Source organism: Salinicola sp. MIT1003 (genome assembly GCF_001858555.1).
Lineage (GTDB): Bacteria > Pseudomonadota > Gammaproteobacteria > Pseudomonadales > Halomonadaceae > Salinicola > Salinicola salarius.
The window spans coordinates 1-26,125 of sequence record NZ_MCAP01000019.1 but is presented as its reverse complement, the minus strand read 5'-3'; the positions used below and the strand labels follow the sequence as shown (position 1 = coordinate 26,125).

Genomic DNA, 26,125 nt, shown 5'->3' with positions numbered 1-26,125 from the left:
GGGCTACTCAGTTATTGGGGACAAGCGCCGGCATGCAGCCAGCCAACTGCTGATGGAGATGTTCGAAGAAAGCATCGTGCCGGAACTGCCGAGCTTGAGTCAGGCAATCCATGGGGTCGAACGTGCGCGCTTCGAAACGCTCGAGTGCCGCCAACAGGCTGGGTATGCTCTGCTCCTGGAAGAAACATCCCGTGGCATGGATGTCGCCCGCTTCCCCCCGCACCGTTTCCCGTGCCCCGCCATTGCCGTAGGCGACGACCGGCGTGCCGCACGCCTGCGCTTCCAGCGGTGCGATACCGAAATCCTCGTCGGCGGCAAAGACGAACGCTCGCGCGTGCGAAAGCCGATGTTGCAGATCGGCGATGGGGACGTAACCCAGAATCTCGATATTCCCGGCCCCTTGCGCCAACTGCTCCAGCCGCTTTCGCTCGGGGCCGTCGCCGATCACGACCAGCCGCCTCTGCGGTGTTTCGCGGAAGGCTTCAATGATCAGGTCGATACGCTTGTAGGGGACCATTCGCGATGCGGTCAGGTAATAGTCTTCCCGCGGGCCGGGGTTGAACTGGAAGGCATCCAGGTCGACCGGCGGGGGTACGACGGCTGCCGAACGCCGGTAGTACTTGGCAATGCGGCGCGCGACGTTGTGCGAATTGGCGATGAACAGGTCGACCTGGCCGGCGGTCACGTAGTCCCACTGGCGCAGGCGATGCAACGTGTAGCGCATGCACCATTCCAGCGGGGCGAACTTGATTCCCGCATCGGCCAGGTAGGCCTCTTTCATCTCCCATACGTAGCGCATCGGCGTATGGCAGTAACAGACATGCATCTGGCCGGAATGCGTCATGACACCCTTGGCCACGGCATGACTGGACGAGATGACCAGATCGAAGTCATGCAGGTCCAGCTGTTCGATGGCGTAGGGCATCAACGGCAGATAGCGCCGGTAATGACGCCGCGCAAACGGCAGGCGCTGAATCAGACTGGAATGGACGCGGTGACGCCCAATCCGTTCGCGTATCGATTCAGGCATGAAGTCGACGACAGTGAATATCTCGGCCTGGGGAAAGGCATCGAGCAGCGCGTCGAGCACCTTTTCGGCCCCGCCGCGCGCGACCAGCCAGTCGTGAACGATTGCCACGCGCATCGACGCTGTCGATTGGCGCAAGGATTCGAGCGAATTCACTACCGTCGTTTCGTGAGCCTCTTGGGGATCTATCGCCACGTCATGCATTCGCATCGGCAGCTTGAGTCTCTACGCGGCCGTATACGTCGTCGAAACGGACGATGTCGTCTTCTCCCAGGTAGCTGCCCGTTTGAACCTCTATCAGCCGCAGCGGGATCTTGCCGGGGTTTTCCAGCCGATGCACGGTGCCCAGCGAGATATAGGTCGACTCATCTTCGGAGAGCAGAAAGTCCTTCAGCGTGTCGCTGCCGTCTTCGCCCTGGGTAACACGGGCGGTGCCCTGGACGACGATCCAGTGTTCGGCACGGTGGTGGTGCATCTGCAGCGATAGCGTCTGGCCCGGGTTGACGACGATCTCCTTCACCTGGAAACCTTCGCTGATCACCATGGTGCGATAGTGCCCCCAGGGCCGATAGACGCGCTTATGACTCTGGCATTCGCTACGCTTGCGGGCCTTGAGCACGTTGACGATCTGCTTGGTGTCCTGGGCGTGGTCGCGATCGGCGACCAGGACGGCGTCATCCGTCTCGACGATGATCAGGTTGCTTACGCCGACAGCGGCGACCAGTCGCGATTCGCTGCGCACGAAGTTGTCGTGCGAGTCATGCAGCAGCACGTCTCCCTGGATCGCATTACCTTCGGCTCCGGCATGTCGCGCCTTGAGATCGTAGAGGGCATCCCAGGCGCCGATATCGTTCCAGCCCGGATCCATGGGGATGACGGCCGCGTGCTGGGTATGCTCCATGACCGCGTAGTCGATGGAGTCGCTGCGGCATTTGCCAAAGGCGTCGTTATCGACACGCAGGAAGTCGAGATCCTCGCGGCGGTTATGATAGGCAGTTTCACAGGACTGCAGGATGTCTGCCGCGTGCTCGGCGAGTTCGGCCAGGTATTGCCTCGCCCGGAACAGGAAAATACCGCTGTTCCATAGGTAGTCGCCGCTATCCAGGTATTGCTGGGCACGCTCCGCATCCGGCTTCTCGACGAACGCGGAGACAGTAAAGCCGGCGCCCTGCTGCTCACCCTTGCGGATATAGCCATAACCGGTATTGGCATTCGCCGGCTGGATACCGAAGGTCACCAGGTTGCCGCTTTCGACCATGGAAACGCCGTTGGATATGGCGGCAAGAAAGGCTTCCGTCTGTTCGATGACATGGTCGGCCGGCAAGACCAGCAGTTGGGGGTCATCTTCCAGCTCGAGTGCCGCCAGAGCCGCCAGGGCCAGTGCCGGCGCCGTATTACGGCCTTCCTTTTCGAGCAGGATATGCGCTGGCTGAACCCCTAGGCTGTTGAGTTGCTCGGCGACGAGAAAGCGATGCTGCTCGTTGCAGACGATCAATGGTTCCCGACAATCCGCAAGGCCCTGTAGGCGCAATACGGTTTCCTGCAGCAGGCTGTGGGTATCGGAGTTCAGTTTGAGAAACTGCTTGGGATAGTGCTCGCGAGAGACCGGCCACAAACGCGAGCCGGAGCCGCCGGACAAAATGACGGGTATGATCATGAAAACTCCTGAATTTAGGGTTTGTCGTTGACAAATCCCCGCGTAACTGTCAGTAACAGTATCTTGAGATCGAATCCCAACGACCAGTTGTTGATGTAATACAGGTCGTAGTCGATACGTTTTTCCATGTCGCTGACATCTTCGGTGATACCACGCAGGCCATGAACTTGCGCCCAGCCGGTCATCCCCGGCCGGACACGATGACGCTGCATGTAAGCACCGATCATATCCTTGTACAAGGCATTATGGTCCATTGCGTGTGGTCTGGGTCCGACCAGTGACATGCGCCCCTGCAATACGTTATAGAACTGCGGAAGCTCGTCAAGACTGGTTCGTCTCAGCCAATGACCAAACCGGGTAACACGGCCGTCCTGATGCCGGGCCTGCCGGTTACTGATGCCCGGCTCATGCTTGTGCATGGTGCGGAACTTGTAAATTCTGAAGCGTTTGCCATCCAGTCCGTGGCGGTGCTGTTTGAACAGTACCGGACGTCCCATTAGCGCCCATACGATGATGGCTATCAGTAGCATGGCCGGTAGAAAAAGAACGAATAATAGCGTGCCCAGCAGCCGGTCTTCCATCGCCTTGACGATTCGCGCCGGTCCGTGCAGCGGGCTGTAGTTCAGGTCGATCGAGAACATGTCGGCGACCTGCGTCATGCGGTGGTTGAGAAGCCGCACGTCCGAAAGATCGGGGAAGTAGCGCACGCTGACAGGCACGGCAATGAGCTGATCGGCCAGAGCCTTGACGGTGTTGCCGTGATTCAGGGGATAGCTCAGCCATATTTCGTCGAAGGAACGGCTGAACACGGAATCCTCCACCAGCCTACGAACCTGCTCGAGAACCTGGGCTTCATCCTCGTGCACGATCATCCGGTCGATGCGATAGCCTGCATAGGGCATTGCCGCGAGCCGTCGATGCACGTGGGCCGCATTCTCGGGCCGACCGATAAAAAGCACCGATTTGAGGTTACGCCCGTCGGCCCGTATCCGACGCAGATAGACGTACAGCAGTCCACGGGCCAGCAGCCCGATCACCAGCACGCTCAGGCAGGATAGTCCCATCCAGAGCCGCGAATAGACACCACCGCTTTGCGTGACGACCAGGAAGGCGCTGATCAGCAGCCCCGTCATTGCCCAGCTGACCAGAAAGGTGCCGAACATGCTGAATATGCTCCGCCCGCGCCACGCTTGATAAAGGCCGAGCATTTCGCCGACTGTCGGCAAGAGCAAGGCGCCGGTCACGATCAGCAGCGGATATTCGATACCCTGTATGGAGTCGAGTTCGGGCAGGCACCACAAGTACAAGGCACCAACGAGCATGGCCAGCGCGGCATCGAAGCCGCGCATGACCAGACGCAACATTTCATTGCTCGTTCGCGACGCCATGCCGGTTCAACCGGTGACGCGCGATAGCAACGCCATGGTATCGACCAGATCCTGGGTGCCCAGATCGCCGACGGCTGCCTGCAGGTTGAGCCGGTCGAGCAGGTACTGGCGGACCACTTCGACGAACTGGATACGCAGGTCATACAGATCGGCGCGCGCATCGAGCACGTCGACCAGGTCGCGCAGCCCGAGCTGTTCGCCCTTCTCGGCCGCCTGCAGGAACAGGTTGCTGGATTCGATGGAGCGCTTGAGCGCTTCGATCTGGCGTTCATCCCCGCGCAGCCCACGCAGGCGCTGGCGAACCTCCTGGCGCGCCAGATTGAGGGCGTTGGTGTAACTCGCCTGTGCGGCCTGCTGGCTCAGTTCGCCCTGCCTGACGCTGGCACTGGTATAGCCACCTTCGTAGAGGGGCACGCTCAGGCGCAGGTTGGCGGAGGCGTCCTTACTTTCGCGAAAGGGGTCGTTGGAGTCGCGGTCCGAGTAGCCCACGGTGAGATCGAGCTCGGGATAGTGCCCGGCGCGCCGCACGTCGGTTTCCGCGTCTGCGACCTTCATCTGCTGCTTGCCCAGTGCGACTTCGACGTTGTTGATGGTGCGCTCAAGCCAGGGATCGGCGTCATCCCAGCCGCCCGGTAGCGTCAGTTCGCCGAGGTCGCCGAGCGTGGCCCCGCTGAACCGGGGCAGCTCGCCGGTCAGGCGTTCCAGCAGGCTCAAAGCGTTGTCGAGTTCGTTCTGGGCGCTCACGGTGTCGGCGACCGCCTGGTCGAGCCGCGATTGCGCCTCGAGCAGATCGATACGGTTGCCGACGCCCAGGTCGTAGGCGCGGCTGGCCTGTTTGACCTGCAGATTCAGCGACTCCTGCTTGGAGTCGAGCAAACCGAGCTTGCGCGAGGCGAGAAAGGCATCGAGATACGCCTCGGCAACCTGTAGCGCCAGATCGCGCTCGCCAACAGCCACTTTCAACTCGGCGGCATCGCTCTGCGCTTCGGCCTTGCCGACCTTGCGCCAGCGTTCGAGGCTGAACAGCGACTGCGACAGCTGTACCTGCCAGGTCTGATCGCGGGTCGTGCCCTGGTAGCGCGCTTCGTAGTCGTCGTTGCCGCCAAGCTCGTTGTCGGGGTTATAGGACGGGTTGTCGGTGTAGTAGTTGTCCGACTCCTGATAAACGTAGCCGGCGGAGGCCTGAATCTGCGGCTTGAGCGCGGCCTGCGCCATGGGCACGTCCTGTGCAGCGGCTTCGGCCTCGAAGCGCTGGCTGGTGAGATCGGCGTCGTTCTGCAATGCCAGGGCGAACAACCGCGGCAGCGACGGCAGAGCGGCGTCCTCGTCGACCACGGGCGCAGCTTCGTCGCTCGCGACCGTCTGGCCGTTCAGCGCCGGCAGGCTGGCGTCGACTTCGTCCATCATCGAGGTCTGGGCAGCGGCCAGCGGCGAGAACAGCTGCGCTGCCAGCGCTAGACCAGGCAGCGCTAGACCAGGCAGTGCTAGACCAGGCAGTGCTAGACCAGGCAGCGCTAGACCAGGCAACAACAGGCCAGGCAGCGTCGTCCATAGCTTACGGTTCTGACCCATGCTCACTCCTCCCGCATGGCGCGTGCCAGCATGTCGGTGATGGGCTTGGTCATGTAGCTGGCGAAAGTGCGTTCGCCGGTCCGAATCATCACCTCGGCGGGCATGCCGGCGAGCAGTTGCATGTTCTCGGTCATCTCGCGCTTGCCGTCTTCGGTCACCTTGACCCGCGCCTTGTAGTACTTGGCGCCGGTGGCTTCGTCCTCGAAGGAATCGGCACTGACGTTGGTCACTTCACCGTCGATGACGTTGGACAGCCGCTGGTTGAACGCGCTGAAACGGATCTCGGCGTACTGGCCGGGGTAAATGTTGTCGATGTCGCGATCGGGAATGCGCGCTTCGACGATGAAGTCATCGCCGGAGGGTACGATCTCCATGATCGGATCGCCGGGCTGGATGACGGCGCCGACAGTATGGACCTTCAAGCCGACGACGGTGCCGGTCACGGGCGCGGTCACGGTGGTTCGCTTGACCTGATCGCTGAGCGCGGTGATGCGTTCTTCGGCATCGGCGATGTTGCCCTGGGCTTCCCGCAGCTGCTCGCCGACCTCTTTCTGGAACTCCTGAAGCTTGACCTGCTTCTGAACCTTGTTTTCGCTGATCTGGGACTTGAGTTCGGCGATCCTGGAACGGCTCTGGGCGATATCGCCCTTGAACTGCAGAGCCTGACGCTCCAGCTCGCGCAGGCGCTGGTTGTCGCCCAGACCTTCCTTGAACAGGGAGCGATAGTCCTGGGCTTCTTGCTGCAACGAGTTCATGCGCTCCTGATTGACGTTGATCACGTCCTGCAGGCCATCGATCTGCTCGCGCATCTGGGCCATCTGTTCGTCGAGCGCGCTGAGGGCGCCTTCGAGCGCCCCGCGACGTGCCTGGAACAGCGCCCGCTGGACGGCCAACACTTCCTTGACCCGCTGGGCGTCGCTCTCGAGCAGTTCATCGGGAAAGGTCAGCGTGTCGGCGTCCTTCTGCTCGGCGAGCAGGCGAATTTCGGCAGCACGGTTGATCAGGTACTGGGAGCGCGAAATCGCGAGCTGCGAGCGTGCCTGGGTGTTGTCGATCACCAGCAGGGTGTCGCCGGCCTCGACGTGGTCGCCATCGTCGACGTTGATCTCGTCGACGATGCCGCCCTCGAGATGCTGAATGGTCTTCTTGAACGATTCGACCGAGACCGCACCGGGGGCCACCACCGACACCGCCAGATCGGCACTGGCCGCCCAGCCGCCGAAGCCGCCGAAGGCGATCAGCAGGATCACCAGCCCGAGGCGAAGATAGCCCTTGCCGCTGGTGGGCAAGGGGCTGGCCGGTGCCGATTCGTCGGGCGTCGATTGCTTGGGCGGGGTGATATCGATACTGCGGGAATTATCGCCTGCCATGCTACTCATGCCCCCGAGATTGCGGCTTGTCTGAATTGCCAGAATTGCCGGAATTGTCGGCGTTGCCAGAATGGTTCGCGCCCGAAACGGCGGTCAGCCGGCCGGCATTCGACCGCCCCAGAGCGCTGCGGCCTTTCTGCGCCGGGGTCTTGGCGAACTGGGCCAGCACCTGATCGCGCGGGCCGAACATGCTGACCTGCCCGTCCTTGAGTACCAGCAGCTTGTCGACGTGCTTGAGGACGCTATTGCGATGGCTGATCACGAACAGCGTGACGCCTTCGGCCTTGAGCTGCTTGATCGATTCGCCCAGCGCCCGCTCGCCGCTGTCGTCGAGGTTCGAGTTGGGCTCGTCTAGCACCACCAGCACTGGATCGCCATAGAGCGCACGCGCCAGCCCGACGCGCTGGCGCTGGCCGCCGGACAAGGCGCCGCTGGAGGCACTGATATAGGTGTCGTAGCCGTTGGGTAGTTGCAGGATCATCTCGTGGACGCCAGCCTTCTTGGCCGCTCTGACGACCTTCTCGGGATCGACTTCGCCGAAGCGGGCGATGTTCTCGCTGATGGTGCCGTCGAAAAGCTCGATATCCTGCGGCAGGTAGCCGATATAGGGACCGAGTTCATCACGGTTCCACTTGGCGATCTCGGCACCGTCGAGGCGTACCGTACCGACCTGCGACGGCCAGATACCCAGCAGCACCCGCGCCAGAGTGGACTTGCCGGCGGCGCTCGGGCCGATGATGCCGATGTGCTCGCCCTTGTCGACGTTGAAATTGATGCCGCGAATCGTCGCCATGCGTACGCCCGGGGGCGCGGCAGCGACGGTCTCGATGGCGATCTCGCCACGCGGGGCGGGCAATGACATGCGACGCTGCTCTTCGGGGATCTGCTCGAGCAGTTCGTTGAGGCGATGATAGGCGCTTCGCGAGCTGACGAAGCCCTTCCAGCTGCCGATCATCTGGTCGATCGGCGCCAGTGCCCGGCCCATCAGGATGGAGCCGGCGATCATCATGCCCGGCGTCATTTCGCCTTCGAGTACCAGCAGCGCACCGAGACCGAGAATTAGCGACTGGAACAGCATGCGCAGCACCTTGGACGCGTTGGTCAACGCCCCGGCACGGTCGCTGGCCTGCGGCTGCTTGGAGAGGAATTCATGATGCTTGCCGGCCCAGCGCCCCATGATGCCGGGCAGCATGCCCATGGCGTGCAGCACTTCGGAGTTGCGCAGGTTGGAGTTGGCGAGATCCTGGGCCTTGATGTGGTCGCTGTTGGCTTCGGCCAGCAGCGACTTGGTGGCCTTCTCGTTGGCGATCGCCAGCGTCAGCAGAATGATACCCGCTACGGTGGCGAAAACACCCAGCCATGGGTGGAAGAGATAGAGCACGGCCAGGTAGATCGGCGCCCATGGCGCATCGAAGAAGGCAAACAGGCCGTTGCCGGTGAGGAACTGACGCAGGTTGGTCAGATCGCTCAGCGGCTGGGCCGTCTGCTTGCCCTGGGTCAGCACGCTGCGCCGGAACATTGCGCTATAAAGCCGCTGGTTGACCATCTTGTCCAGCCGGTTGCCGACCCGAATCAGAATTCGCGAACGCACCAGCTCCAGTCCGCCCATGACCATGAACAGGAAGACCACGACCAGCGTCAGCATGAACAGGGTTTCTTCGCTGCGGGAACTGATGACGCGGTCGTAGACCTGCAACATGTACAAGGGGGGGACCAGCATCAACAAGTTGATGAACATGCTGAAGAACCCCACCGAGAAGAATGACCCGCGACACACCTTGAGGGCGCGTTGCAGATCGGTGGCTTCTTTCTGGGTGGCCATGCAATCGCTCGCTATAAGGACGAAAAGACGAAGGAAGTAAGGTCAGCAGGCGTCCGGCCCAAGCTGACAGGGCGCAAAGGATACCAGATTCTCATCCGCATCTTGAGAGCGGCAGTGTGAGAGGATCACAGAATAGATCGAGGCGTCGCAAGCGACGCCTCGATTAGCTGGCTGAGAATGCGGCTATTCAGTCAATCGACCGACCAGTGCGCAGGCGGGAGCGGGTCTTGGGTCGTCTTAGCAACGGCAAATGTTTGCTCATGATTCGTGGCTGACGCGAAGCCCGGATTTTCGCAGCCTATTCCAGCAGGTTCCTCTGCTCGGTATCAGCGAACATGGCGAGGGCAAAAAAGCGCAGCCGCTCAGGATTGAACGAGAAACCTCGAATACAGAGTCCATCCCCACGGCGTGGCACCTTTAACGGAAAAGGCCATGCCCTCCTGGAGGACATGGCCCATTGCCCGGTGACGCCCGATGCGGCGCCAGGACATCACACCACTCAGCGATAGACCGGCAGGCGTGAACAGACGGCTTCGACCTTGGCCTTGACCGCGGCTTCCGCCTGGCTGGAGTCGCCCTGCTGCATGGCGTCGAGGATGTCGCAGATCCAGCCGGCCAGATCGCGGCATTCGGTTTCGCCGAAGCCGCGCGTGGTCACCGCCGGGGTGCCGATGCGCAGGCCGGAGGTGACGAACGGGCTCTGCGGATCGCCGGGTACGGCGTTCTTGTTGACGGTGATGTGGGCGCGGCCGAGAGCGGCGTCAGCGTCCTTGCCGGTCAGGCCCTGCTTGACCAGCGACAGCAGGAAAAGGTGGTCTTCGGTGCCGCCGGAGACGACCTCGAAGCCGCGCTCGATGAACACGCCGGCCATCGCCTGGGCATTCATGATCACCTGCTGCTGGTAGGTCTTGAACTCGGGGTCCATCGCTTCCTTGAAGCAGACGGCCTTGGCCGCGATGACGTGCATCAGCGGGCCGCCCTGACCACCGGGGAAGACGGCGGACTGCAGCTTCTTCTCGATGTCGGCGTCGTTTTCGGCGGAGAGGATCAGGCCACCGCGCGGGCCGCGCAGCGTCTTGTGAGTGGTCGTGGTGACCACGTGCGCATGCGGCAGCGGGCTCGGGTAGAGACCGGCCGCGACCAGCCCGGCGATGTGCGCCATGTCCACCAGCAGGAACGCGCCGACTTCATCGGCGATCTGGCGGAACCTGGCCCAGTCGATGATCTGCGAGTAGGCGGAGAAGCCGGCGATGATCATCTTCGGCTGATGCTCGCGTGCCAGTTTGGCGACTTCGTCATAGTCGATCCGGCCGCTCTCGTCGATGCCGTACTGAACCGCGTTGTAGTGCTTGCCGGAGAAGCTCGGCTTGGCGCCGTGGGTCAGATGGCCGCCGGCGTCAAGGCTCATGCCGAGGACGGTGTCGCCGGGCTTGACCAGCGCCTGGAAGACCGCGCCGTTGGCCTGGGAGCCGGAGTGCGGCTGGACGTTGGCGTAGGTCGCGCCGAATAGTTCCTTGGCGTAGTCGATCGCCATCTGCTCGACCACGTCGACGTGCTCGCAGCCGCCGTAGTAACGCTTGCCGGGATAGCCTTCCGCGTACTTGTTGGTCAGTTGCGTGCCCTGGGCCTGCATCACGCGCGGGCTGGCATAGTTCTCGGAAGCGATCAGCTCGATGTGGGCTTCCTGGCGCGCGACTTCCTTTTGCATCGCGTCCCAGAGGGCGTCATCGAATCCGGCAATCTGCATCTCTCGGTTGAACATCGACGGGTATCCTCGGCTCGGGGATGGTTCGACTGCCACCGGCACTCGTCCGGCGTCCGGTGGCTCGATCTCAAATGATGGGCGGCAATGATACCCCAGCGTTAAGGGCCTTTCCCATGAAAGTCCGTCATGCGCTGGACCATAATTTCTCACGTTGGCTTTAGCGTCGGTAAAACGTGCGCATTAGCGGCATCCGGCGTTTCAGGCGCGTCAGCCCGGTGTCTCCCGTGGGATTCGTGAACACCGAGCCTTCTTCGAGACGCCGCTTTGGCTTCAGGTTTCTCCCAGCAGCCGCAGGCTGGCCATTGGCGCTTGCCGGCGGCTGCTGCGGGAAAGCAGGTAGCCGATGCCGCCCACGATTGCCGCGCCCAATAGCGGCATGACGCCCCACATCAGCCAGTGCATTCTGGGCGCCAGCCCCAGCCAGCCGTAGATGCCCAGGGCGGAAGCCTCGGCCAGTGCCGCGCCCAGCAGCCCGCTGGCGAAACCGAGCAGCGCGAACTCTGCCCACTGCATGCGCGCCAGGGTGCGATTGCCGGCGCCGAATACCCGCAGCAGCGCGCCTTCGTGAGCCCGTGCCGGGCGGCTGGCGGTGAGCGCCGCGTAGAGTACGCTGATGCCGGCCAGCAGCACGAAGCCCAGCACGAACTCGATGGCTCGCGTCACCTGGCCGAGAATGCCGCGCACCTGCTCCAGCAGCGCCTCGACGTTGAGTACCGAGACGCCGGGGTACTGCCGCACCATCTCGCCCAGCATCTCGTCGCCGGCATCGGGCAAGTGGAACGACGTGATGTAGCTGTGGCCGAAGCCGTCCAGGGCGCCGGGCGGGAAGATGATGAAGAAGTTGGGCTGGAAGCTCTCCCAGTCGAGATGGCGCAGGCTGGTGATTCTCCCGGTCACGCTGTCGCTGCCAATGGTGAACGTCAGTTCGTCGCCGAGCGAAAGGCCGAGCCGGCCCGCCAGCTCCTCTTCGACCGATATCGGCACCGAGCCATCGCTCGCCATCGCACTGCCGGCATCGGCGGCGCCATCGGAGCCGAACCAGGCCCCTTCGGTGATCCGGTTGCCTTCGGGCAGCGTCGCCCGCCAGGTCAGGTTGAGATCACGCCGCAGCGCGCCGTCGGTCCGGTGCGCCTCCGGCACCTGCTGTTGCGGGGGTTCGCCGTCGATGGCGGTCAGCCGCCCCCGCACCATGGGATAAAGACCGCTGGTGGTGTCGGCGGCGCTGTCGATCAGCGATTCGACGCCGTCGCGCTCCTGCGGCTGGATATTGATCGCGAAGTAGTTGGGTGTATCCGCGGGCAGTTGGGCCTGCCAAGTCGTCAGCAGGTCGCCGCGCACCAGCGCGATGATCGCCATCGCCGCGAAGGTGACCGAGAACGCCAGCAACTGGCCCAGGCTGGCGGTGCGCCGCCTCGCCAGCTGGCGGCCGCCGAGCTGCCATGCCCGGCCCTGCTGGCTGCGCTGCGGCAGCCGCGCCAGCACCGCGAGCAGCAGGGTAAGCATCAACTGCCCGAGCCCCCACAGCACGACCAGCGCCACCAGACCGCCGAGCAGAATGCCCACCGATAGCAGCGGATCACCGGAGTAGAGCCAGAGCAGCGCGCCGAAGACCAGGCTGGCGACGGCCACCACCACCCAGCCAGATGCCGGAATCGGATCGAGTTCCCGGCGCAGTACCTTGAGCGCGCTGACCCGCTTGAGCCGCAGCAGGGTCGGGCCGGCGAAGCCGACCAGCACCGCCAGCGCGGTGAGGACGCCCATCAGCCACGGCATGCCGCCGGGCGGGGGCAGTTCCAGCGGCAGAAAGCGTGTCAGCAGTGCCAGCAGCGCGGCCTGCCCGGCGAGCCCCAGCAGCGCCCCGACCGCCGCCGCCACCAGCCCCAGCCACGCCAGCTGCCAGGCGAAGAGCTGGCCCAGCTGACGTTGGGACGCGCCGAAACAGCGCAGCAGCGCTGCCGTGTCCAGATGGCGGTCGACATAGCGTCGCGTGGCCATGGCGACCGCGACACCGGCAAGCAGCACCGCCGCCAGCCCGGCGAGACTGAGATATTTCTGCGCCCGATCCAGCGAGCGGCCCAGGCTGGGCCGGTCCACGCGCACGTCGCGTATCTCGACGCCCGCATCGCGCAGCGCATCGAGCCGGCTTTCGAGACCATCGATCGCCGCCGGCGGCCCGGCGGCCAGTATCTCGTATTCGATCCGCGAGCCGGGCCGGACCAATCCGGTCGCCCCGAGATCCTGCAGGTTGAGCATGATGCGCGGGGCCAGGCCGGAGAATCCGCCCTGCTGGTCAGGCTCGCGCTCGATCAGCCCGGCAACGGTCAGCGAAAGCGAGCCGACCTGCACCGTGTCGCCGATGCCGGCATCCAGCAGTTGCGCCAGCCGTGGCGCGATCCAGGCGCTACCGGGTGGCGGGCCATGCGCCAGCCCTTCGATACCGTTGCCCCGGTCGACGCGAACCTGCCCGTAGAGCGGGTAATGGTCGTCCACCACCTTGAGCCCGGCCGGCTGGAAGGCATCCGCCTGGCTGACCATCGATACCAGGTCGACCTGGTCGCTGAGTTCGAGCCCGGCCTGGCGCAGCGTCTGGCGAAGTTCGTCGTCGAAGGCCTGGCCCTGTTCCAGCACCAGATCCCCGCCGAGCAGCTGGCCCGCCTGACGGGTCAGCCCGCGGTCGAGCCGGTCGAGGAAGAAGCCGATCATGGTGGTGGCGGCCACGGCCAGCGCCAGCGCCACGAACAGGGCCCGCACGTCGGAGGCGCGCAGATCGCGCCGGAGCCCCTTGAGCGATAGGGCGATCAGGTTCATGCCTCGACCCCGTGCCGCTGCCGTTCGAGCGCCTGCAGCCTGCCGCCTTCGAGCTGCAGGCAGCGATCGCATCGTCTGGCGAGGGCCATGTCGTGCGTCACCAGGATCAGGGTAGTGCCGGACTCCCGGTTGAGCTCGAACAGGAGATCGATGATACGCTTGCCGGTTGCTTCGTCGAGGTTGCCGGTCGGCTCGTCGGCGAAGACCAGGTCAGGGTCGGTCACGAAGGCACGCGCCACCGCCACCCGCTGCTGCTCGCCACCGGAAAGCTGCTTGGGCAGGTGGTCGAGGCGCGCACCCAGGCCGACGCGCTCCAGACATTGACGACTTTTGGCCGCTATGTCTTGCCGTGGCGACAGTTCCAACGGCAACATAACGTTTTCCATGGCGGTAAGAGTGGGTAATAACTGGAAGTTCTGAAAAACGAAGCCGACGCGTCCCGCACGCAGCGCCGCCCGTCCGTCTTCGTCGAGCGCGCTCAGGGATTGGCCGAACATTTCGAGCTCTCCCGAGCTGGGTGCATCCAGCCCTGCGAGCAGGCCGAGCAGCGTCGACTTGCCGGCACCGGAACTTCCTACGATGGCGACACTCTCACCGCGTTCGACATCCAGCGTCAGCGATTCGAGGATGACCAGCTCCCGTTCCCCGCTCGTCACCCGTTTACCGAGTTGGTTGGCGTATAAAATTCGCTTTTGCTGATTGTCCGAGGAGTGAGACATGGTGCCTGGTTTCCCTGTGCCTGGTATTGAGATGCCTTTCGCCAATATGCCTGTCACCAAGGTGCTTTTCACCAAGATGCCTTTCGCCCGGATGGCGAGGCGCTGTGCGGGTGCCGCGCTATTGTCGTGTCTTGCCGTGCTGTCGCTGACTCCCGTCGAGGCGCGTGCCGATACCATTCTGGTGATGGGCGACAGCCTGAGCGCCGCCTACGGGATCGACCCGCAGGCGGGTTGGGTCAACCTGCTGAAACAGCGTCTGGGTGACGAACATGAGGTCGTCAACGCCAGCATCAGCGGCGAGACGACATCCGGTGGTTCGGGTCGGCTACCCGACATTCTGAGACAGTACCATCCCGATATCGTTCTGCTGGAACTCGGTGGCAACGATGGCCTGCGCGGCCTTTCTCCGCAGCAGATGCAGGTCAATCTGGCCAAGATGATCGAGCGTAGCCAGGAGAAAGGCGCCGAGGTTCTGCTGCTGGGTATCGAAGTGCCGCCCAACTACGGCCCCGCCTATACCCAGGCCTTCCGTGAAGTCTTCACCCAACTGGCCAGCGAGCACGACGTGCCGTTGGTGCCGTTTCTGCTCGAGGGTGTCGACCTCGACGGCATGCTCCAGAGTGACGGCATCCACCCCACTGCCGAGGCACAACCGATCATTCTCGAGAACGTCTGGCCGAAACTGGAACCGATGCTCTCTCCCTCGGACGAGGAAAAGTGATCCTCTTCGCGTCGAGCCTGTTTCCCGCCGGCCTGGATCCGCGCTAGCCCTCATGCCCCGCGATTTCGCCGGCGTGCTATCGTTAACGCCTTGAAAAAACTCGCGGCACGGCGAGACGAGACACGCTTCGACAAGGAGGTTGACGATGGAGGCAGAAACGGCGCTGGTCGCCGCCTACGAACTGGACGGAAAAGGCGGCGGCACCCTGCTCAGCGTTCGCCAACTGCGCGAGGCCTGGGCCGATCCCCAGCGCCCGCTGTGGATGCACCTCGATTTCCGGCATGAAGACGTTCGCACCTACCTCCTGGATATCGCCGGGCTCGACGAGGCACCGATCGAGGCGCTGCTGGAAGAGGATACCCGCCCCCGCGTCGCCAAGTTCCGCAATGGCGCCGTCAGCACGCTGCGCGGTATCAACCTCAACCCGGGTGCCGCGCCGGAAGACCTCATTTCGTTGCGCATCTGGATTGCGCCCAACCGCCTGATCACGCTGCGCCGACGGCCGCTGAAATCGGTCGGTGACGTACGCGAACGCATCGACAACGGCGACGGTGCGCTTTCGGTCCCGGACCTGCTGGCGTGGCTGACGGAGACCCTGGTGGACAGGGTCGGCGATGTCGCCCATGAGCTCGACGACCGCCTGGGCGAACTCGAGGAGGATCAGTTGAGCAATGGCGAGATCGAGCCGGACGATCTTTCCCGGCTGCGGCGCACGCTGATCACCTTGCGGCGCTTCATGGGCCCGCAGCGGGACTGCCTGGATCAGATCGCCCACGGGCCGGAGTGGTTCGACGAGGACACCAAGGTATCGATCCGCGAAAGCGCCAACCAGCTTTCACGCTACGTGGAAGACTTCCACGCCATGCAGGAGCGCGCCCTGATCCTGCAGGAACAGCTCTTTAGCGAACACAACGAGCGGCTGAACCAGCGGATGTACATGCTGGCGATCGTCACCACCGTGTTCCTGCCGCTGAGTTTCCTGACCGGCCTGCTGGGCATCAACGTCGGCGGCATCCCCGGCGCCGAAAGCCCCTACGGTTTCCTGATCTTCCTCACCATTACCGTCCTGGTCGGCGGCGGGGTGATGTGGCTGCTCAAGCGCAAGCGTTGGTGGTGAGACGAGCCGCGAGCCGCGAGCCGCGAGCCGCGAGCCGCGAGCCGCGAGCCGCGAAAAGCAGAGTGTGGCCTCCGGAAATCCGCAAAGCCCGAAGCCCGAAGCCCGAAGCCCGAAGCCCGAAGCCCGAAGACAGGATGCGATTATCGCTATTGCCGTAGGGGGTCGGCTTTGCTTTTTCTTCCCGCTTCCAGGCGCGTAGCGCCGCTCTTCCAGCTTCAAGCTCTATCCGTATGCCCCAGATCCCGTTCGGGGTCGAGGCGGTCGCGTACGCGCCGCTTCAGTTCCTTGATATCGGGAAAGCCGCCGTCGCGCTTGCGCTCCCACAGCGTCTCTTCGTCGTAGAGCACTTCGAAGTGTCCGCCGTGACTGGGTGCCAGGGCGACCTGTTCGAGATCCTCGCCGAAGGTCTGCAGCAGTTCCTGGGCGTACCAGCCGGCACGCAGCAGCCACTGGCATTGGGTACAATAATGAATACGAACCTTGGCCATCCTTCTGTTTCTCCCGAGCCTTTGACAACCGTGCCGACAACGATAAAAAGACATGATGCGCTCGTTGGAACGCCTCGCTCAAGCGATGACCCGAACGCATTCGCCGCTCGTAGCTGCTGTCTATAGCGCCCCGAAGCCGGCGCTAGCCCGTGGTCCGTAGTCCGTAGTCCGTAGTCCGTAGTCCGTCGCATCAGAAAACAGGGAACGTTTTGCATGTCAGCCAACGAAGCCAGCCTCACTCGTCTCTTCGAACGCGTCACCGGTGATGAAGACAGCCGCATGTGTCGCGACATCTCCGACGAGGCGTGTCAGGAACAACCCGGCAACTTCTTCCGTCATCTCGTCGCCGCGCTCGGCAACAAGCTCGCCGACGAACTCTCCAACGCTCGCCTGATCCTGCCGTGGCTGATGGGCGCGATCGGCGCACCGGTGTGGATGGTCGGTCTGCTGGTGCCCATCCGCGAGGCGGGCGCCCTGCTGCCGCAACTGCTGATCGCCGGCTACATCCGGCTGCGCCCGATCCGCAAATGGGTCTGGGTCACCGGCGGCATCGTCCAGGCGATCGGCGCCCTGCTGCTGGCGCTGCTGGCGCTTTTCGGTCACGGCAGCTGGGGCGGTGCGCTGGTACTGGTCGCGCTGACGGGGCTGTCGCTGGGCCGGGGGCTGTCGTCGGTTTCCACCAAGGACGTGCTAGGCAAGACCATCGCCAAGCAGCGCCGGGGCACGCTGATGGGATGGAGCGCCAGCGTCGCGGGGGCGCTCACCCTGCTCGTCGGTGCCGCCATGGTCGTCATCGGGGATCAGCCCGGCACCTGGGCGCTGGCCATCCTGCTGTTCGCCGCCGCGCTGGGCTGGGGCCTGAACGCGCTCTGCGCCGCCGCGATACGCGAAGCGCCGGGGGCCACCGAAGGCGGTGCCAACGCCTGGGACAGCGTCAAGCAGGGCGTTTCGCTGATGCGCCGCGATCGTCGCTTTTTGCATTTCAATCTCTCGCGAGCGCTGCTGCTGTCCAGCGCGCTCGCCCTGCCCTACCTCGCCCTGCTGGGCCAGCAGAACAGCGGCACCGATCTGGCCAGTCTCGGCATCCTGATCGTGACCTCCGGCGCGGCCAGCATGGTCGCCGGCCCGATCTGGGGGCGTCTGGCCGACCGCTCCAGCCGCCGAGTGATGCGCAACAGCGCTATCGGCGCCGCGGTTTGCTGCCTGGCGGGTGCTGCCTGCGTGTGGCTGCCGGCAGCGGCGCGCGAAAGCGTGTGGCCCTACGCCCTGGTCTACGGCCTGCTGATGATCGCCCATGCGGGAATACGTCTGGGCCGCAAGACCTATGTCGTCGATCTGTCGGACAGCAATACCCGCGCGCTCTACGTCGCGTTTTCCAATACCTTCACCGGCGTCCTGATGCTCGTCGTCGGGCTGTTGCTCGGGGGCCTGGCGCAATGGCTAGGCAGTGCAGGCCTTCTGCTGGTGCTTGCGGCACTGGCCGTGGCGGCTGCGCTCAGCTCCCATGCCCTGGTGGAAGTCGAGGACGTGAACGACGCGTGAAGCGTTGTAATCCCGAGACACCGTGGCATGATGTTCGATCGTATCGACCCTACAATCCGTCGAATGCCCAGTCTGGAGGCAAGGATGGCCAGTACCAGTAAGCAACCGCCCATGATCAGCCCGGCGCTACTCGAACGTATCGTCAACGCCTCGGATGACGGCATCGTGGTGGCTGAACAGGAAGGCGACGAAAACATTCTGATCTACGCCAATCAGGGCTTCGAACGCCTGACGGGCTACAGCGTCGACGAGATTCTCTATCGCGACTGCCGCTTTCTGCAGAATGGCGATCGCGACCAGCCGGCCATCGACCGGGTGCGCACCGCCCTGCGCGAAGGCAAGCCGTGCCGCGAAGTGCTGCGCAACTATCGCAAGGACGGCAGCCAGTTCTGGAACGAGCTCTCGATCACGCCGGTCTACGACGAGGAAGACAGGCTCACCTATTTCGTCGGCGTGCAGAAGGATGTCACCAGTCTGATCGAGACCCTGCAGGAACTCGAGGCGCTGAAAGCCGAGCGTGATCCGGCCTGAAACCTCAGCAGAATCCTGAACTTATCGCCGCCTTGCGCGGCGATAGTTTTTTTTAACCAAGAAAATCTTGTACCCGGCGGCATTCGACGATATATAGCCCGGAGCGTCACTGAGATGCGATTTCACGGGAGGGCTAAAACATGAGCCGTGAGGATTACGTCGAGGATCAGGATTTTTCCGAAGCCATCAACGACGAGCAGTTCGAACGTCCACGCAGCAGCAAGGCGGATACGCTGCGTGCCAGGCGCCAGGTCGAGGCATTGCTGGAAGAGCGTCGTCTGAAACGTGCCATCGAAGATGACTGGTACAACGATTTCGGCGACGAAGAAGAGTAGGCCGACAGCGGCTTTCCGCATTACCCCCGACGGGCGCCTCCAGGCGCCCGTTCGCATTGTCGGCATGACTCGTTTACCCTGCCTGTCAGACGCTGGGCCCCGTTGACGGGCGCTGCAGCGATGACTGCCTGTTTTTATCCACTGCGAATTACTTTCTATCCACTGCGAATTACTATCGGATTTCCATGGCGCAATATGTTTACACCATGAACCGGGTGGGCAAGATCGTCCCCCCGAAGCGCGAGATCCTGAAAGACATCTCGCTCTCCTTCTTCCCCGGCGCCAAGATCGGCGTGCTCGGTCTCAACGGCTCGGGAAAATCGACGCTGCTGCGCATCATGGCCGGCGTCGACACCGAATATAACGGCGAAGCCCGGCCGATGCCGGGCATCAACATCGGCTACCTGCCGCAGGAGCCCGAGCTCGACGACAGCAAGAATGTCCGCGAGACGGTCGAGGAAGCCCTCGGCGAGGTCAAGCAGGCCCAGGTAGAACTGGAAGCCGTCTACGCCGCCTATGCCGAGCCGGATGCCGATTTCGATGCGCTGGCCGCGCAACAGGCGCGTCTGGAGAACATCATCGAGGCGGCCGACGCGCACAACATCGAGCGCAAGCTGGAAGTCGCCGCCGAAGCGCTGCGCCTGCCGCCGTGGGAAGCCAGCGTCGGTCATCTTTCCGGGGGCGAGCGTCGTCGCGTGGCACTCTGCCGCCTGCTGCTCTCCAGCCCGGACATGCTGCTGCTGGACGAGCCGACCAACCACCTGGATGCCGAATCCGTCGCCTGGCTCGAGCGCTTCCTGCACGACTATCCGGGCACCGTCGTGGCCATTACCCACGACCGTTACTTCCTCGACAACGTCGCCGGCTGGATCCTGGAGCTCGACCGCGGCCACGGCATTCCGTTCGAAGGCAACTACTCCCAGTGGCTCGAGTCCAAGGAGCAGCGTCTCGCCCAGGAAGCCAAGCAGGAAGCGGGCCGCCAGCGCGCGATCAAGCAGGAGCTGGAGTGGGTCCGTCAGAATGCCAAGGGCCGACAGGCCAAGAGCAAGGCGCGTCTCAACCGCTTCGAGGAGTTGCAGTCCGGCGACTACCAGAAGCGTAACGAGACCAACGAGATCTACATTCCGCCCGGGCCGCGGCTGGGTGACAAGGTCATCGAGTTCCACGATGTCAGCAAGCGCTTCGACGAGAAGATGCTGTTCGACAATCTCTCCTTCCAGATACCGACCGGCGCGATCGTCGGGATCGTCGGCGGCAACGGGGCCGGCAAGTCGACCCTGTTCAAGCTGATCGCCGGCAACGAGCAGCCGGACGGCGGCGAAGTGGTACTGGGCGATACGGTGGACGTGGCCTACGTCGAACAGCTGCGCGACCACTTCGACAACTCCCAGACCGTGTGGGAAGCCGTCTCCGGCGGCCAGGACATCCTCAACATCAATGGCTACGAGGTCTCTTCACGCGCCTACGTCGGCCGGTTCAACTTCAAGGGAACCGACCAGCAGAAGCGCCTGAGCGAACTTTCGGGCGGGGAGCGCGGGCGCCTGCAGCTGGCCCAGACGCTGAAGCAGGCCGCCAACGTGCTGCTGCTCGACGAACCGTCCAACGATCTCGACATCGAGACGCTGCGGGCGCTGGAAGAGGCCTTGCTGGCCTTCCCCGGCTGCGCGCTGGTCATCTCGCACGACCGCTGGTTCCTGGACCGCATCGCTACGCATATCCTGGCGTACGAGGGTGATTCCAACGTCATCTTCTTCGAGGGTAACTACACCGAGTATGAAGCGGACTACCACAAGCGGGTCGGCAACGACACGCCGAAGCGCATGAAGTACAAGCGTATCGACGCCTGATTTCATTCGCTTTCATGCCTCAAGATCAAATACCCCGCCATCAAGGCGGGGTATTTGTTAGAGACCATGTCTGCTAGAGACTGTGGCTATTAGAGACTGTGGCTGTTAGTCGCCAAAATCGTGAGCAGCCAAGGTCGTCAGCGGCAAAGTCGATTGGCGACCGATCCTGTCAGACTTCAACGACCTCGTCCGCGAATCAGCGAGACGACGAACAGGATCAGAAAGATCACAAACAAGACCTTGGCGATCGTCGCTGCGGCACCGGCGATACCGCCGAAACCCAGAACCCCGGCGATGATAGCGACGATGAGAAAAATCACGGCATAACTAAGCATGGCAACTCTTCCTGTGCTGACCCGTTGGACTTGCTGGCGCCGGTAATATCGACCGCCTGCCAAGCCACCCTCTCGTTCCGTGAGGGCTAACTAAGCCTTGTCGTTCATTGCGTTTTCGTCAAGTTTCGCGCTTGCCTGCCCGTTCAATAAAAGGACGCTTCACCCGGCGGACGGGTCTTGAAACGCCGGTGCAGCCACAAATACTGCTCGGGGTGACGGCGGATCGCCTGCTCGATGAAGGCATTCACCTGTGCGGCATCGGCGACATCGTCACCACTCGGGAAGTTCTCCAGCGGCGGCAGGTACTCGAGCGTGTAGGTCCGGTCGTCGGGATTGCGGTGGAACATGAGCGGCATGACGGGAGCGCCGGTCATTCTGGCGATCTTGGCCGTCAACTTGATCGAGGCAGCAGGAATGCCGAAGAATGGCGCGAAGACGCTCACCTCGCGGCCGAAATCCTGATCCGGGGAATACCACACGGCATGGCCCGACTTGATCCGGCGAACGACGCCACGCAGGTCATGACGGTCGATGGCCGCGCCGAAGATGCCACGCCGGGCGCGGGTCATGAAGTCCTCGAACACCGGGTTGTCGTGAGGCCGGTAGACCACATCGGCGGGGAAGAACAGCGAATGCAGCGCGCCGCCGAGATCCAGGGTCGAGAAATGGATGCCGATGATCAATGCGCCCTTCCCCTGCGCCATGGCCCGCTCCATGTGCTCGGTGCCCTTAAAGGTCACGCGGTGGCGCAGATGCTCCGGGTCGCGGCACCAGCCGGTTGCGGTTTCGAGAATGCCGATCCCGTTGGCGATGAAAGTCTTCCTGACCAGCTCCGCGCGCTGCCGGTCGTCCAGTTCGGGAAAGCACAGCGCCAGGTTGGTGTCGGTGATATGGCGGCGGCGCTTGGCCAGCTTCCAGGTCAATAATCCGATGCCTCGACCCAGCGCCAGCTTGAGGCGCCAGGGCAGCATCGCCCCCGCTCGCATCAGGCCGATGCCGAGCCAGGCCCCCCAGTAACGGGGATGAGCGCGATTGGCGGGATAGGTCTTCTTGGCCATGTTCCTTCCGATTCTCTATGCGTGCCGGTCTATGAATGCCGAATAGTGTAGCGAACTGCAGCGAACGGCCTCTACACGCTCTCGTGGTAGCGTCGCGGCACCCTTGGCAGCAGTCCGGTCAGCAATGTATAGCCGATGGTATTGCAGTGGCCCGCGACCTCGTCGACGCTCAGCCCCTGCCCCCACAGCACCACCTCGCTGCCGACGCCGGCATCGGGCAGGTGGCTGATATCCACCGTCAGCATGTCCATCGAGACGCGCCCCACCAGCGGGCAGCGCTGCCCATCGACCAGTATCGGCGTGCCGTCGGCAGCGTGGCGATCGTAGCCATCGCCGTAGCCGGCAGCGACCACGCCGATTCGGGAAGGGCGAGAGGTGTGCCAGCGCGCGCCATAGCCGACCGGCTCCCCGCCGGACAATGACTGCACGGCGATCACACGCGAGCGCAGCGTCATTACCGGCTTCAGCGAGACGCCCGGTGGCAGTTCGCCTTCCAGCGGATTGCTGCCGTAGAGCATGACACCGGGGCGATTCCATTGCCCGTGCGTCCGGGGCCTGGTCAGCGTGGCCGGCGAGTTGGCAATACAGACCGGCGCTTCGAGACGCTGGCGGACGGACTCGATCGTTCGCTGCTGACACTCGAACTGTGACGTATCGGCCTGATCGGCACTGGCGAAGTGGCTGATCAGGTGGATATCCCGAACCCGGTGAGAAGCCGCCTTCAATCGTATCCAGCGGTCGGCGAACGACTCTGGATCGTAACCCAGCCGATGCATGCCGGAATCCAGCTTGAGCCAGACCGTCAACGGTTGTGCGGCGGGATGGTTCAGGACGGCGTCCAGTTGCCAGTCGCTGTGTACGACCTGCCACAGTTGCAAGGCCTCGACGCGGGCCAGTTCCTCGGTCTCGAAGATGCCTTCCAGCAGCAGTATCGGCCGCTGGATGCCCGCTTCACGCAGGCTCTCGGCTTCTTCCAGCGAGGCGACCGCAAACGCTGGCGCCGCGCTCTCGAGCGCCTGGGCGCACGCCACGGCACCGTGACCATAGGCATTGGCCTTGATCACCGCCATGGAACGGCTTCCGGGTGCCAGTTCGCTGGCAATGGCGTAGTTGTGGCGCAGCGCGTCGAGATCGATATCGGCGATGAGAGGCCGGGCCATGAAACTTCCTTCGAAACGGGCAGAGGAAAACCGGCGGCTGCCACCGGTCGATCGTGGTCATTTTACCCTGCCTGACAGCCTTCGCGGCATCGGGAGACGATAAAGGCTGCCTCCGGAAACGACGACGCCGCTGCTGGGGCAGCGGCGTCGAGTCGACTTCCTGCGGACGCTATCAGAACCGTATCAGGACGCCGGCGGCGGCGTGGGCCGCGCACCGATATCCTCGACGGAGGACGAGACGCCGGCATCGTCGACCTCCGTCAGCGATACGGGATTGCTGTCGCGCAGCCAGCGGTTGGTCGCCCGGATCACGTCGAGATTCAGCACGCCGGTCTGCTGGCGCAGTTGCAGCAGGTCGGTGACGTAGGTGTAACGGGCGTCGGCGTAGTTGGAGATGGATTCGTAGAGCGACTGCTCGGCATCCAGCACGTCGACGATGTTTCGCGTTCCCACCTCGTATCCGGCTCGAGTCGCTTCCAGGGCACTGCGACTGGAGACGATGGCTTCACGCTGCGCCTCGACCGATTCCACGTCGTTGCTGACCTGGGCAAACAGGGAACGCACCTGCTGCATGGTGTAGCGACGCTGGTCCTCGAAGTCGTACTGGGTCGCTTCCAGCGTGTAGGTGTTCTCGCGTACCGCGGCGCTGGTCGAACCACCGGTGTAGATGGGCAGGTTGGCCTGCACGCCGATCTGCAGGTCTTCGTTATGGCCGCGAAGCTCGTCGCGGTCGTTGTTCGAGTAGGAGTAATCCGCGAACGCGTCCAGCGTCGGCAGGTGGCCGGCCTCGGCGATATCGACGCCGGATTTCGCCAGCTCGACCGCAGCCTGGGCGTATTGAATGGACGGGCTGCTGGACAGCGCCAGCTCGACCCAGTCGTCGCGACTGGCTGGTACGGGAGGCTGGATCGGCAGCTCGTCATCGAGCCCTTCGATGCTGTCGTACTGCTGCCCCGTCAGGCGCTCGAGCGTCTCGAAACTCACCTGCAGGTCGCTCTTGGCAGCGATACGCTGCGCACGTGCCGAGTCGAAGGCAGCCTTGGCCTCGTTGACATCGGTGATCGCCACCAGGCCGACGTTGAACTGCTCTCTGGACTGCTCGAGCTGCCGCCCGATCGCCTTTTCCTGGGCCTGGCGTGCTTCCAGCACTTCCTTGGCGCGCAGAATCTCGAAATAGGCCTCGGAGACATCGTAGAGCAGCTGCTGCTGGTCGATTTCCAGCTGCAGCGCCTGCTGGCCAACCTGCTTCTTGCTCTGCTGGTACTCGTACCAGTTGGTGGCATCGAACAGCGCCTGGGTAACGCTGACACCGATGCTGCTGCCGTTGTAATCCTCGCCGCTGGACGACGAGCCGGTACCGGCGGCGGCCTGGCTACCGCTCGAACCAGCGTAGCTCTGACTCTCCAGCGAGTCATAGCGATACAGACTCCCGGTGGCGCTGGCCTGCGGCAGCAGATCGCCGCGTTCCACATCCTGACCCGCTTCGGTGCTCTTGAACGTCGAACGCGATGAATTCAACGTTGCCGAATGCTCTAGCGCGTCCTGAGTGATGGTCAAGAGATCTGCCGCGTGAACCGAGGGGGCAAACGCTGCCACGACCAGCAGCGAAATGGCATGTCGCAGGGGAGAGCGCGACGGCAACGAGATGAGAGGCGACATCGAGAAATATCCTATCGTTGAGCACTGGTGACGATACGAATCTGGCTGTGAGAGTCCATGCAAGCATGCCCCACAAGCCACGGATGTCGTCGGCATCGCCCAGAAACCCAATCATGGCTGTTTTTCTGGCGGACTCGAGACGCCAACGATCGTCGACGTCATCCGGGACCACACAACAAACGACCGAGGCGCCAGCAACACAGCTGACGCCTCGGCTTGAGGTTTACATACAATGCCGCATGTATGCGACCGGATCAATAGCATGGCCGGTCTTCACCGGCATTTGCGCATTCGTCATGTTCCCGGAACCGGCCTATTCGAAGATCGAATCCATCGACAGACCCTGCTTTTCCAGCATCCGGCGCAGCTTCTTGAGCGCCTCGACTTGGATCTGGCGCACGCGCTCGCGCGTCAGGCCGATCTCTTCGCCGACCTCCTCGAGCGTGGCGGCCTCGTGTCCGCGCAGGCCAAAGCGGCGCAGAACGACTTCCCGCTGCTTGTCGCTCAGCTCGACCAGCCATTCGTCGACGTGCTGCTTGACGTCGTCGTCGACCAGGTTGGATTCCGGGCCGACCTCGTTCTCGTCCGCCAGCGTGTCGATCAGGGGCTTGTCGCTCTCGGCACCCATCGGATAGTCGACCGAGGAGACGCGTTCGTTGAGTCCCAGCATGCGTTTGACGGTGCTCACCGGCTTGTCGAGGAACTCGGCGATCTCTTCCGCGGTGGCCTCGTGGTCGAGCTTCTGGGTCAGCTCGCGAGCCGCGCGCAGGTAGATGTTGAGTTCCTTGACAACGTGGATCGGCAGGCGAATCGTGCGCGTCTGGTTCATCAATGCCCGCTCGATGGTCTGGCGAATCCACCAGGTGGCGTAGGTCGAGAAACGGAAACCGCGCTCCGGATCGAACTTCTCGACCGCACGAATCAGGCCCAGGTTGCCTTCTTCGATCAGATCGAGCAGCGACAGTCCGCGGTTGAGATAACGTCGGGCGATCTTGACCACCAGGCGCAGGTTGGACTCGATCATGCGCTGACGCCCCGCCGGATCGCCCTTTTGCGCAAGGCGGCCGTAATGCACTTCTTCTTCGGGCGTCAGTAGCGGTGAAAAACCGATTTCATTGAGATAGATCGGCGGTCTCAATGACCAAGTGCAACACGTGAGCCATCAGGTACGGTGTTGCCATGACTTACTGCTATCGCCATCTCT

At 63.2% G+C, this 26,125-nt stretch carries 21 protein-coding genes; 6 read left to right on the top strand and 15 right to left on the bottom strand.

Annotated features, from left to right (window positions below):
• Positions 1 to 7 precede the first annotated feature (7 nt).
• From BC443_RS09510 to BC443_RS09470, 9 genes are all read right to left on the bottom strand, one after another.
• The gene (locus tag BC443_RS09510; RefSeq protein ID WP_083387313.1) at positions 8 to 1,144 is read right to left on the bottom strand and encodes a glycosyltransferase; all 1,137 of its coding nucleotides are present in this window, start codon (positions 1,142 to 1,144) and stop codon (positions 8 to 10) included.
• 79 nt (positions 1,145 to 1,223) lie between these two features.
• Positions 1,224 to 2,684, bottom strand: a complete 1,461-nt coding sequence (locus tag BC443_RS09505; RefSeq protein ID WP_071231598.1) for a mannose-1-phosphate guanylyltransferase/mannose-6-phosphate isomerase — start codon at positions 2,682 to 2,684, stop codon at positions 1,224 to 1,226.
• Positions 2,685 to 2,698: 14 nt separating this feature from the next.
• Positions 2,699 to 4,048 carry an undecaprenyl-phosphate glucose phosphotransferase gene (locus tag BC443_RS09500; RefSeq protein WP_247643253.1) on the bottom strand — a complete coding sequence of 450 codons (1,350 nt, stop codon included), beginning with the start codon at positions 4,046 to 4,048 and terminating at the stop codon, positions 2,699 to 2,701.
• Positions 4,049 to 4,078: 30 nt separating this feature from the next.
• Entirely contained in the window at positions 4,079 to 5,644 is a 1,566-nt protein-coding gene (locus BC443_RS09495; RefSeq protein WP_083387311.1) for a TolC family outer membrane protein, read from the bottom strand.
• Between the two features lie 2 nt (positions 5,645 to 5,646).
• A complete protein-coding gene (locus BC443_RS09490) occupies positions 5,647 to 7,014 on the bottom strand; it encodes an HlyD family type I secretion periplasmic adaptor subunit (RefSeq protein WP_071231596.1) in 1,368 nt (455 codons plus the stop codon).
• 1 nt (position 7,015) lies between these two features.
• Entirely contained in the window at positions 7,016 to 8,836 is a 1,821-nt protein-coding gene (locus tag BC443_RS09485) for a type I secretion system permease/ATPase (protein ID WP_071231595.1), read from the bottom strand.
• Between the two features lie 499 nt (positions 8,837 to 9,335).
• Entirely contained in the window at positions 9,336 to 10,598 is a 1,263-nt protein-coding gene (glyA, locus tag BC443_RS09480; RefSeq protein WP_071231594.1) for a serine hydroxymethyltransferase, read from the bottom strand.
• A 273-nt stretch (positions 10,599 to 10,871) separates the two neighbouring features.
• On the bottom strand, positions 10,872 to 13,409 hold the full coding sequence (locus tag BC443_RS09475; protein ID WP_071231593.1) for an FtsX-like permease family protein: 2,538 nt from the start codon (positions 13,407 to 13,409) through the stop codon (positions 10,872 to 10,874).
• Positions 13,406 to 14,128: an ATP-binding cassette domain-containing protein gene (locus tag BC443_RS09470; RefSeq protein ID WP_071231592.1), complete on the bottom strand. Its 723-nt coding sequence runs from the start codon at positions 14,126 to 14,128 to the stop codon at positions 13,406 to 13,408. Before BC443_RS09470 ends, BC443_RS09475 begins: the two co-directional genes overlap by 4 nt.
• Positions 14,129 to 14,312: 184 nt before the next feature.
• Here BC443_RS09470 and BC443_RS09465 point away from each other — a divergent pair, with 184 nt between their 5' ends.
• Entirely contained in the window at positions 14,313 to 14,849 is a 537-nt protein-coding gene (locus BC443_RS09465) for an arylesterase (protein WP_282097197.1), read from the top strand.
• Positions 14,850 to 14,994: 145 nt separating this feature from the next.
• On the top strand, positions 14,995 to 15,966 hold the full coding sequence (locus BC443_RS09460; RefSeq protein WP_071231591.1) for a zinc transporter ZntB: 972 nt from the start codon (positions 14,995 to 14,997) through the stop codon (positions 15,964 to 15,966).
• Between the two features lie 215 nt (positions 15,967 to 16,181).
• Here the strand turns inward: BC443_RS09460 and BC443_RS09455 are convergent, their stop codons facing one another.
• On the bottom strand, positions 16,182 to 16,454 hold the full coding sequence (locus BC443_RS09455) for a SelT/SelW/SelH family protein (protein ID WP_071231590.1): 273 nt from the start codon (positions 16,452 to 16,454) through the stop codon (positions 16,182 to 16,184).
• 213 nt (positions 16,455 to 16,667) lie between these two features.
• Between BC443_RS09455 and BC443_RS09450 the strand changes: the two genes are divergently transcribed.
• The 4 genes from BC443_RS09450 (at position 16,668) to ettA (ending at position 20,709) form a co-directional block, all read left to right on the top strand.
• A complete protein-coding gene (locus tag BC443_RS09450; protein ID WP_071231589.1) occupies positions 16,668 to 17,996 on the top strand; it encodes an MFS transporter in 1,329 nt (442 codons plus the stop codon).
• 84 nt (positions 17,997 to 18,080) lie between these two features.
• A complete protein-coding gene (locus tag BC443_RS09445) occupies positions 18,081 to 18,527 on the top strand; it encodes a PAS domain-containing protein (protein ID WP_244179798.1) in 447 nt (148 codons plus the stop codon).
• A gap of 140 nt (positions 18,528 to 18,667) precedes the next feature.
• Positions 18,668 to 18,862, top strand: a complete 195-nt coding sequence (locus BC443_RS09440; RefSeq protein ID WP_071231588.1) for a hypothetical protein — start codon at positions 18,668 to 18,670, stop codon at positions 18,860 to 18,862.
• 185 nt (positions 18,863 to 19,047) lie between these two features.
• Positions 19,048 to 20,709 carry an energy-dependent translational throttle protein EttA gene (gene ettA / locus BC443_RS09435; protein WP_071231587.1) on the top strand — a complete coding sequence of 554 codons (1,662 nt, stop codon included), beginning with the start codon at positions 19,048 to 19,050 and terminating at the stop codon, positions 20,707 to 20,709.
• 176 nt (positions 20,710 to 20,885) lie between these two features.
• Here the strand turns inward: ettA and BC443_RS09430 are convergent, their stop codons facing one another.
• The 5 genes from BC443_RS09430 to rpoS all read right to left on the bottom strand — a co-directional run bounded on the left by BC443_RS09430 (position 20,886) and on the right by rpoS (position 26,059).
• Positions 20,886 to 21,044 carry a DUF1328 domain-containing protein gene (locus BC443_RS09430; protein ID WP_071231586.1) on the bottom strand — a complete coding sequence of 53 codons (159 nt, stop codon included), beginning with the start codon at positions 21,042 to 21,044 and terminating at the stop codon, positions 20,886 to 20,888.
• Positions 21,045 to 21,187: 143 nt separating this feature from the next.
• On the bottom strand, positions 21,188 to 22,102 hold the full coding sequence (gene lpxL / locus BC443_RS09425) for an LpxL/LpxP family Kdo(2)-lipid IV(A) lauroyl/palmitoleoyl acyltransferase (protein ID WP_071231585.1): 915 nt from the start codon (positions 22,100 to 22,102) through the stop codon (positions 21,188 to 21,190).
• Between the two features lie 71 nt (positions 22,103 to 22,173).
• The gene (gene alr, locus BC443_RS09420) at positions 22,174 to 23,262 is read right to left on the bottom strand and encodes an alanine racemase (protein ID WP_071231584.1); all 1,089 of its coding nucleotides are present in this window, start codon (positions 23,260 to 23,262) and stop codon (positions 22,174 to 22,176) included.
• A 183-nt stretch (positions 23,263 to 23,445) separates the two neighbouring features.
• Complete coding sequence (locus BC443_RS09415) at positions 23,446 to 24,921, bottom strand: TolC family outer membrane protein (protein ID WP_071231583.1); 1,476 nt, start codon at positions 24,919 to 24,921, stop codon at positions 23,446 to 23,448.
• Positions 24,922 to 25,234: 313 nt separating this feature from the next.
• Entirely contained in the window at positions 25,235 to 26,059 is an 825-nt protein-coding gene (gene rpoS / locus BC443_RS09410; protein ID WP_247643252.1) for an RNA polymerase sigma factor RpoS, read from the bottom strand.
• Positions 26,060 to 26,125 lie beyond the last annotated feature (66 nt).

Coding starts and splice junctions, on each gene's coding strand:
- BC443_RS09510 (WP_083387313.1), bottom strand. CDS start 1,144: ATGCGCGTGGCAATCGTTCACGACTGGCTGGTCGCGCGCGGCGGGGCC.
- BC443_RS09505 (WP_071231598.1), bottom strand. CDS start 2,684: ATGATCATACCCGTCATTTTGTCCGGCGGCTCCGGCTCGCGTTTGTGG.
- BC443_RS09500 (WP_247643253.1), bottom strand. CDS start 4,048: ATGTTGCGTCTGGTCATGCGCGGCTTCGATGCCGCGCTGGCCATGCTC.
- BC443_RS09495 (WP_083387311.1), bottom strand. CDS start 5,644: ATGGGTCAGAACCGTAAGCTATGGACGACGCTGCCTGGCCTGTTGTTG.
- BC443_RS09490 (WP_071231596.1), bottom strand. CDS start 7,014: ATGGCAGGCGATAATTCCCGCAGTATCGATATCACCCCGCCCAAGCAA.
- BC443_RS09485 (WP_071231595.1), bottom strand. CDS start 8,836: ATGGCCACCCAGAAAGAAGCCACCGATCTGCAACGCGCCCTCAAGGTG.
- glyA (WP_071231594.1), bottom strand. CDS start 10,598: ATGTTCAACCGAGAGATGCAGATTGCCGGATTCGATGACGCCCTCTGG.
- BC443_RS09475 (WP_071231593.1), bottom strand. CDS start 13,409: ATGAACCTGATCGCCCTATCGCTCAAGGGGCTCCGGCGCGATCTGCGC.
- BC443_RS09470 (WP_071231592.1), bottom strand. CDS start 14,128: ATGTCTCACTCCTCGGACAATCAGCAAAAGCGAATTTTATACGCCAAC.
- BC443_RS09465 (WP_282097197.1), top strand. CDS start 14,313: ATGGGCGACAGCCTGAGCGCCGCCTACGGGATCGACCCGCAGGCGGGT.
- BC443_RS09460 (WP_071231591.1), top strand. CDS start 14,995: ATGGAGGCAGAAACGGCGCTGGTCGCCGCCTACGAACTGGACGGAAAA.
- BC443_RS09455 (WP_071231590.1), bottom strand. CDS start 16,454: ATGGCCAAGGTTCGTATTCATTATTGTACCCAATGCCAGTGGCTGCTG.
- BC443_RS09450 (WP_071231589.1), top strand. CDS start 16,668: ATGTCAGCCAACGAAGCCAGCCTCACTCGTCTCTTCGAACGCGTCACC.
- BC443_RS09445 (WP_244179798.1), top strand. CDS start 18,081: ATGGCCAGTACCAGTAAGCAACCGCCCATGATCAGCCCGGCGCTACTC.
- BC443_RS09440 (WP_071231588.1), top strand. CDS start 18,668: ATGAGCCGTGAGGATTACGTCGAGGATCAGGATTTTTCCGAAGCCATC.
- ettA (WP_071231587.1), top strand. CDS start 19,048: ATGGCGCAATATGTTTACACCATGAACCGGGTGGGCAAGATCGTCCCC.
- BC443_RS09430 (WP_071231586.1), bottom strand. CDS start 21,044: ATGCTTAGTTATGCCGTGATTTTTCTCATCGTCGCTATCATCGCCGGG.
- lpxL (WP_071231585.1), bottom strand. CDS start 22,102: ATGGCCAAGAAGACCTATCCCGCCAATCGCGCTCATCCCCGTTACTGG.
- alr (WP_071231584.1), bottom strand. CDS start 23,262: ATGGCCCGGCCTCTCATCGCCGATATCGATCTCGACGCGCTGCGCCAC.
- BC443_RS09415 (WP_071231583.1), bottom strand. CDS start 24,921: ATGTCGCCTCTCATCTCGTTGCCGTCGCGCTCTCCCCTGCGACATGCC.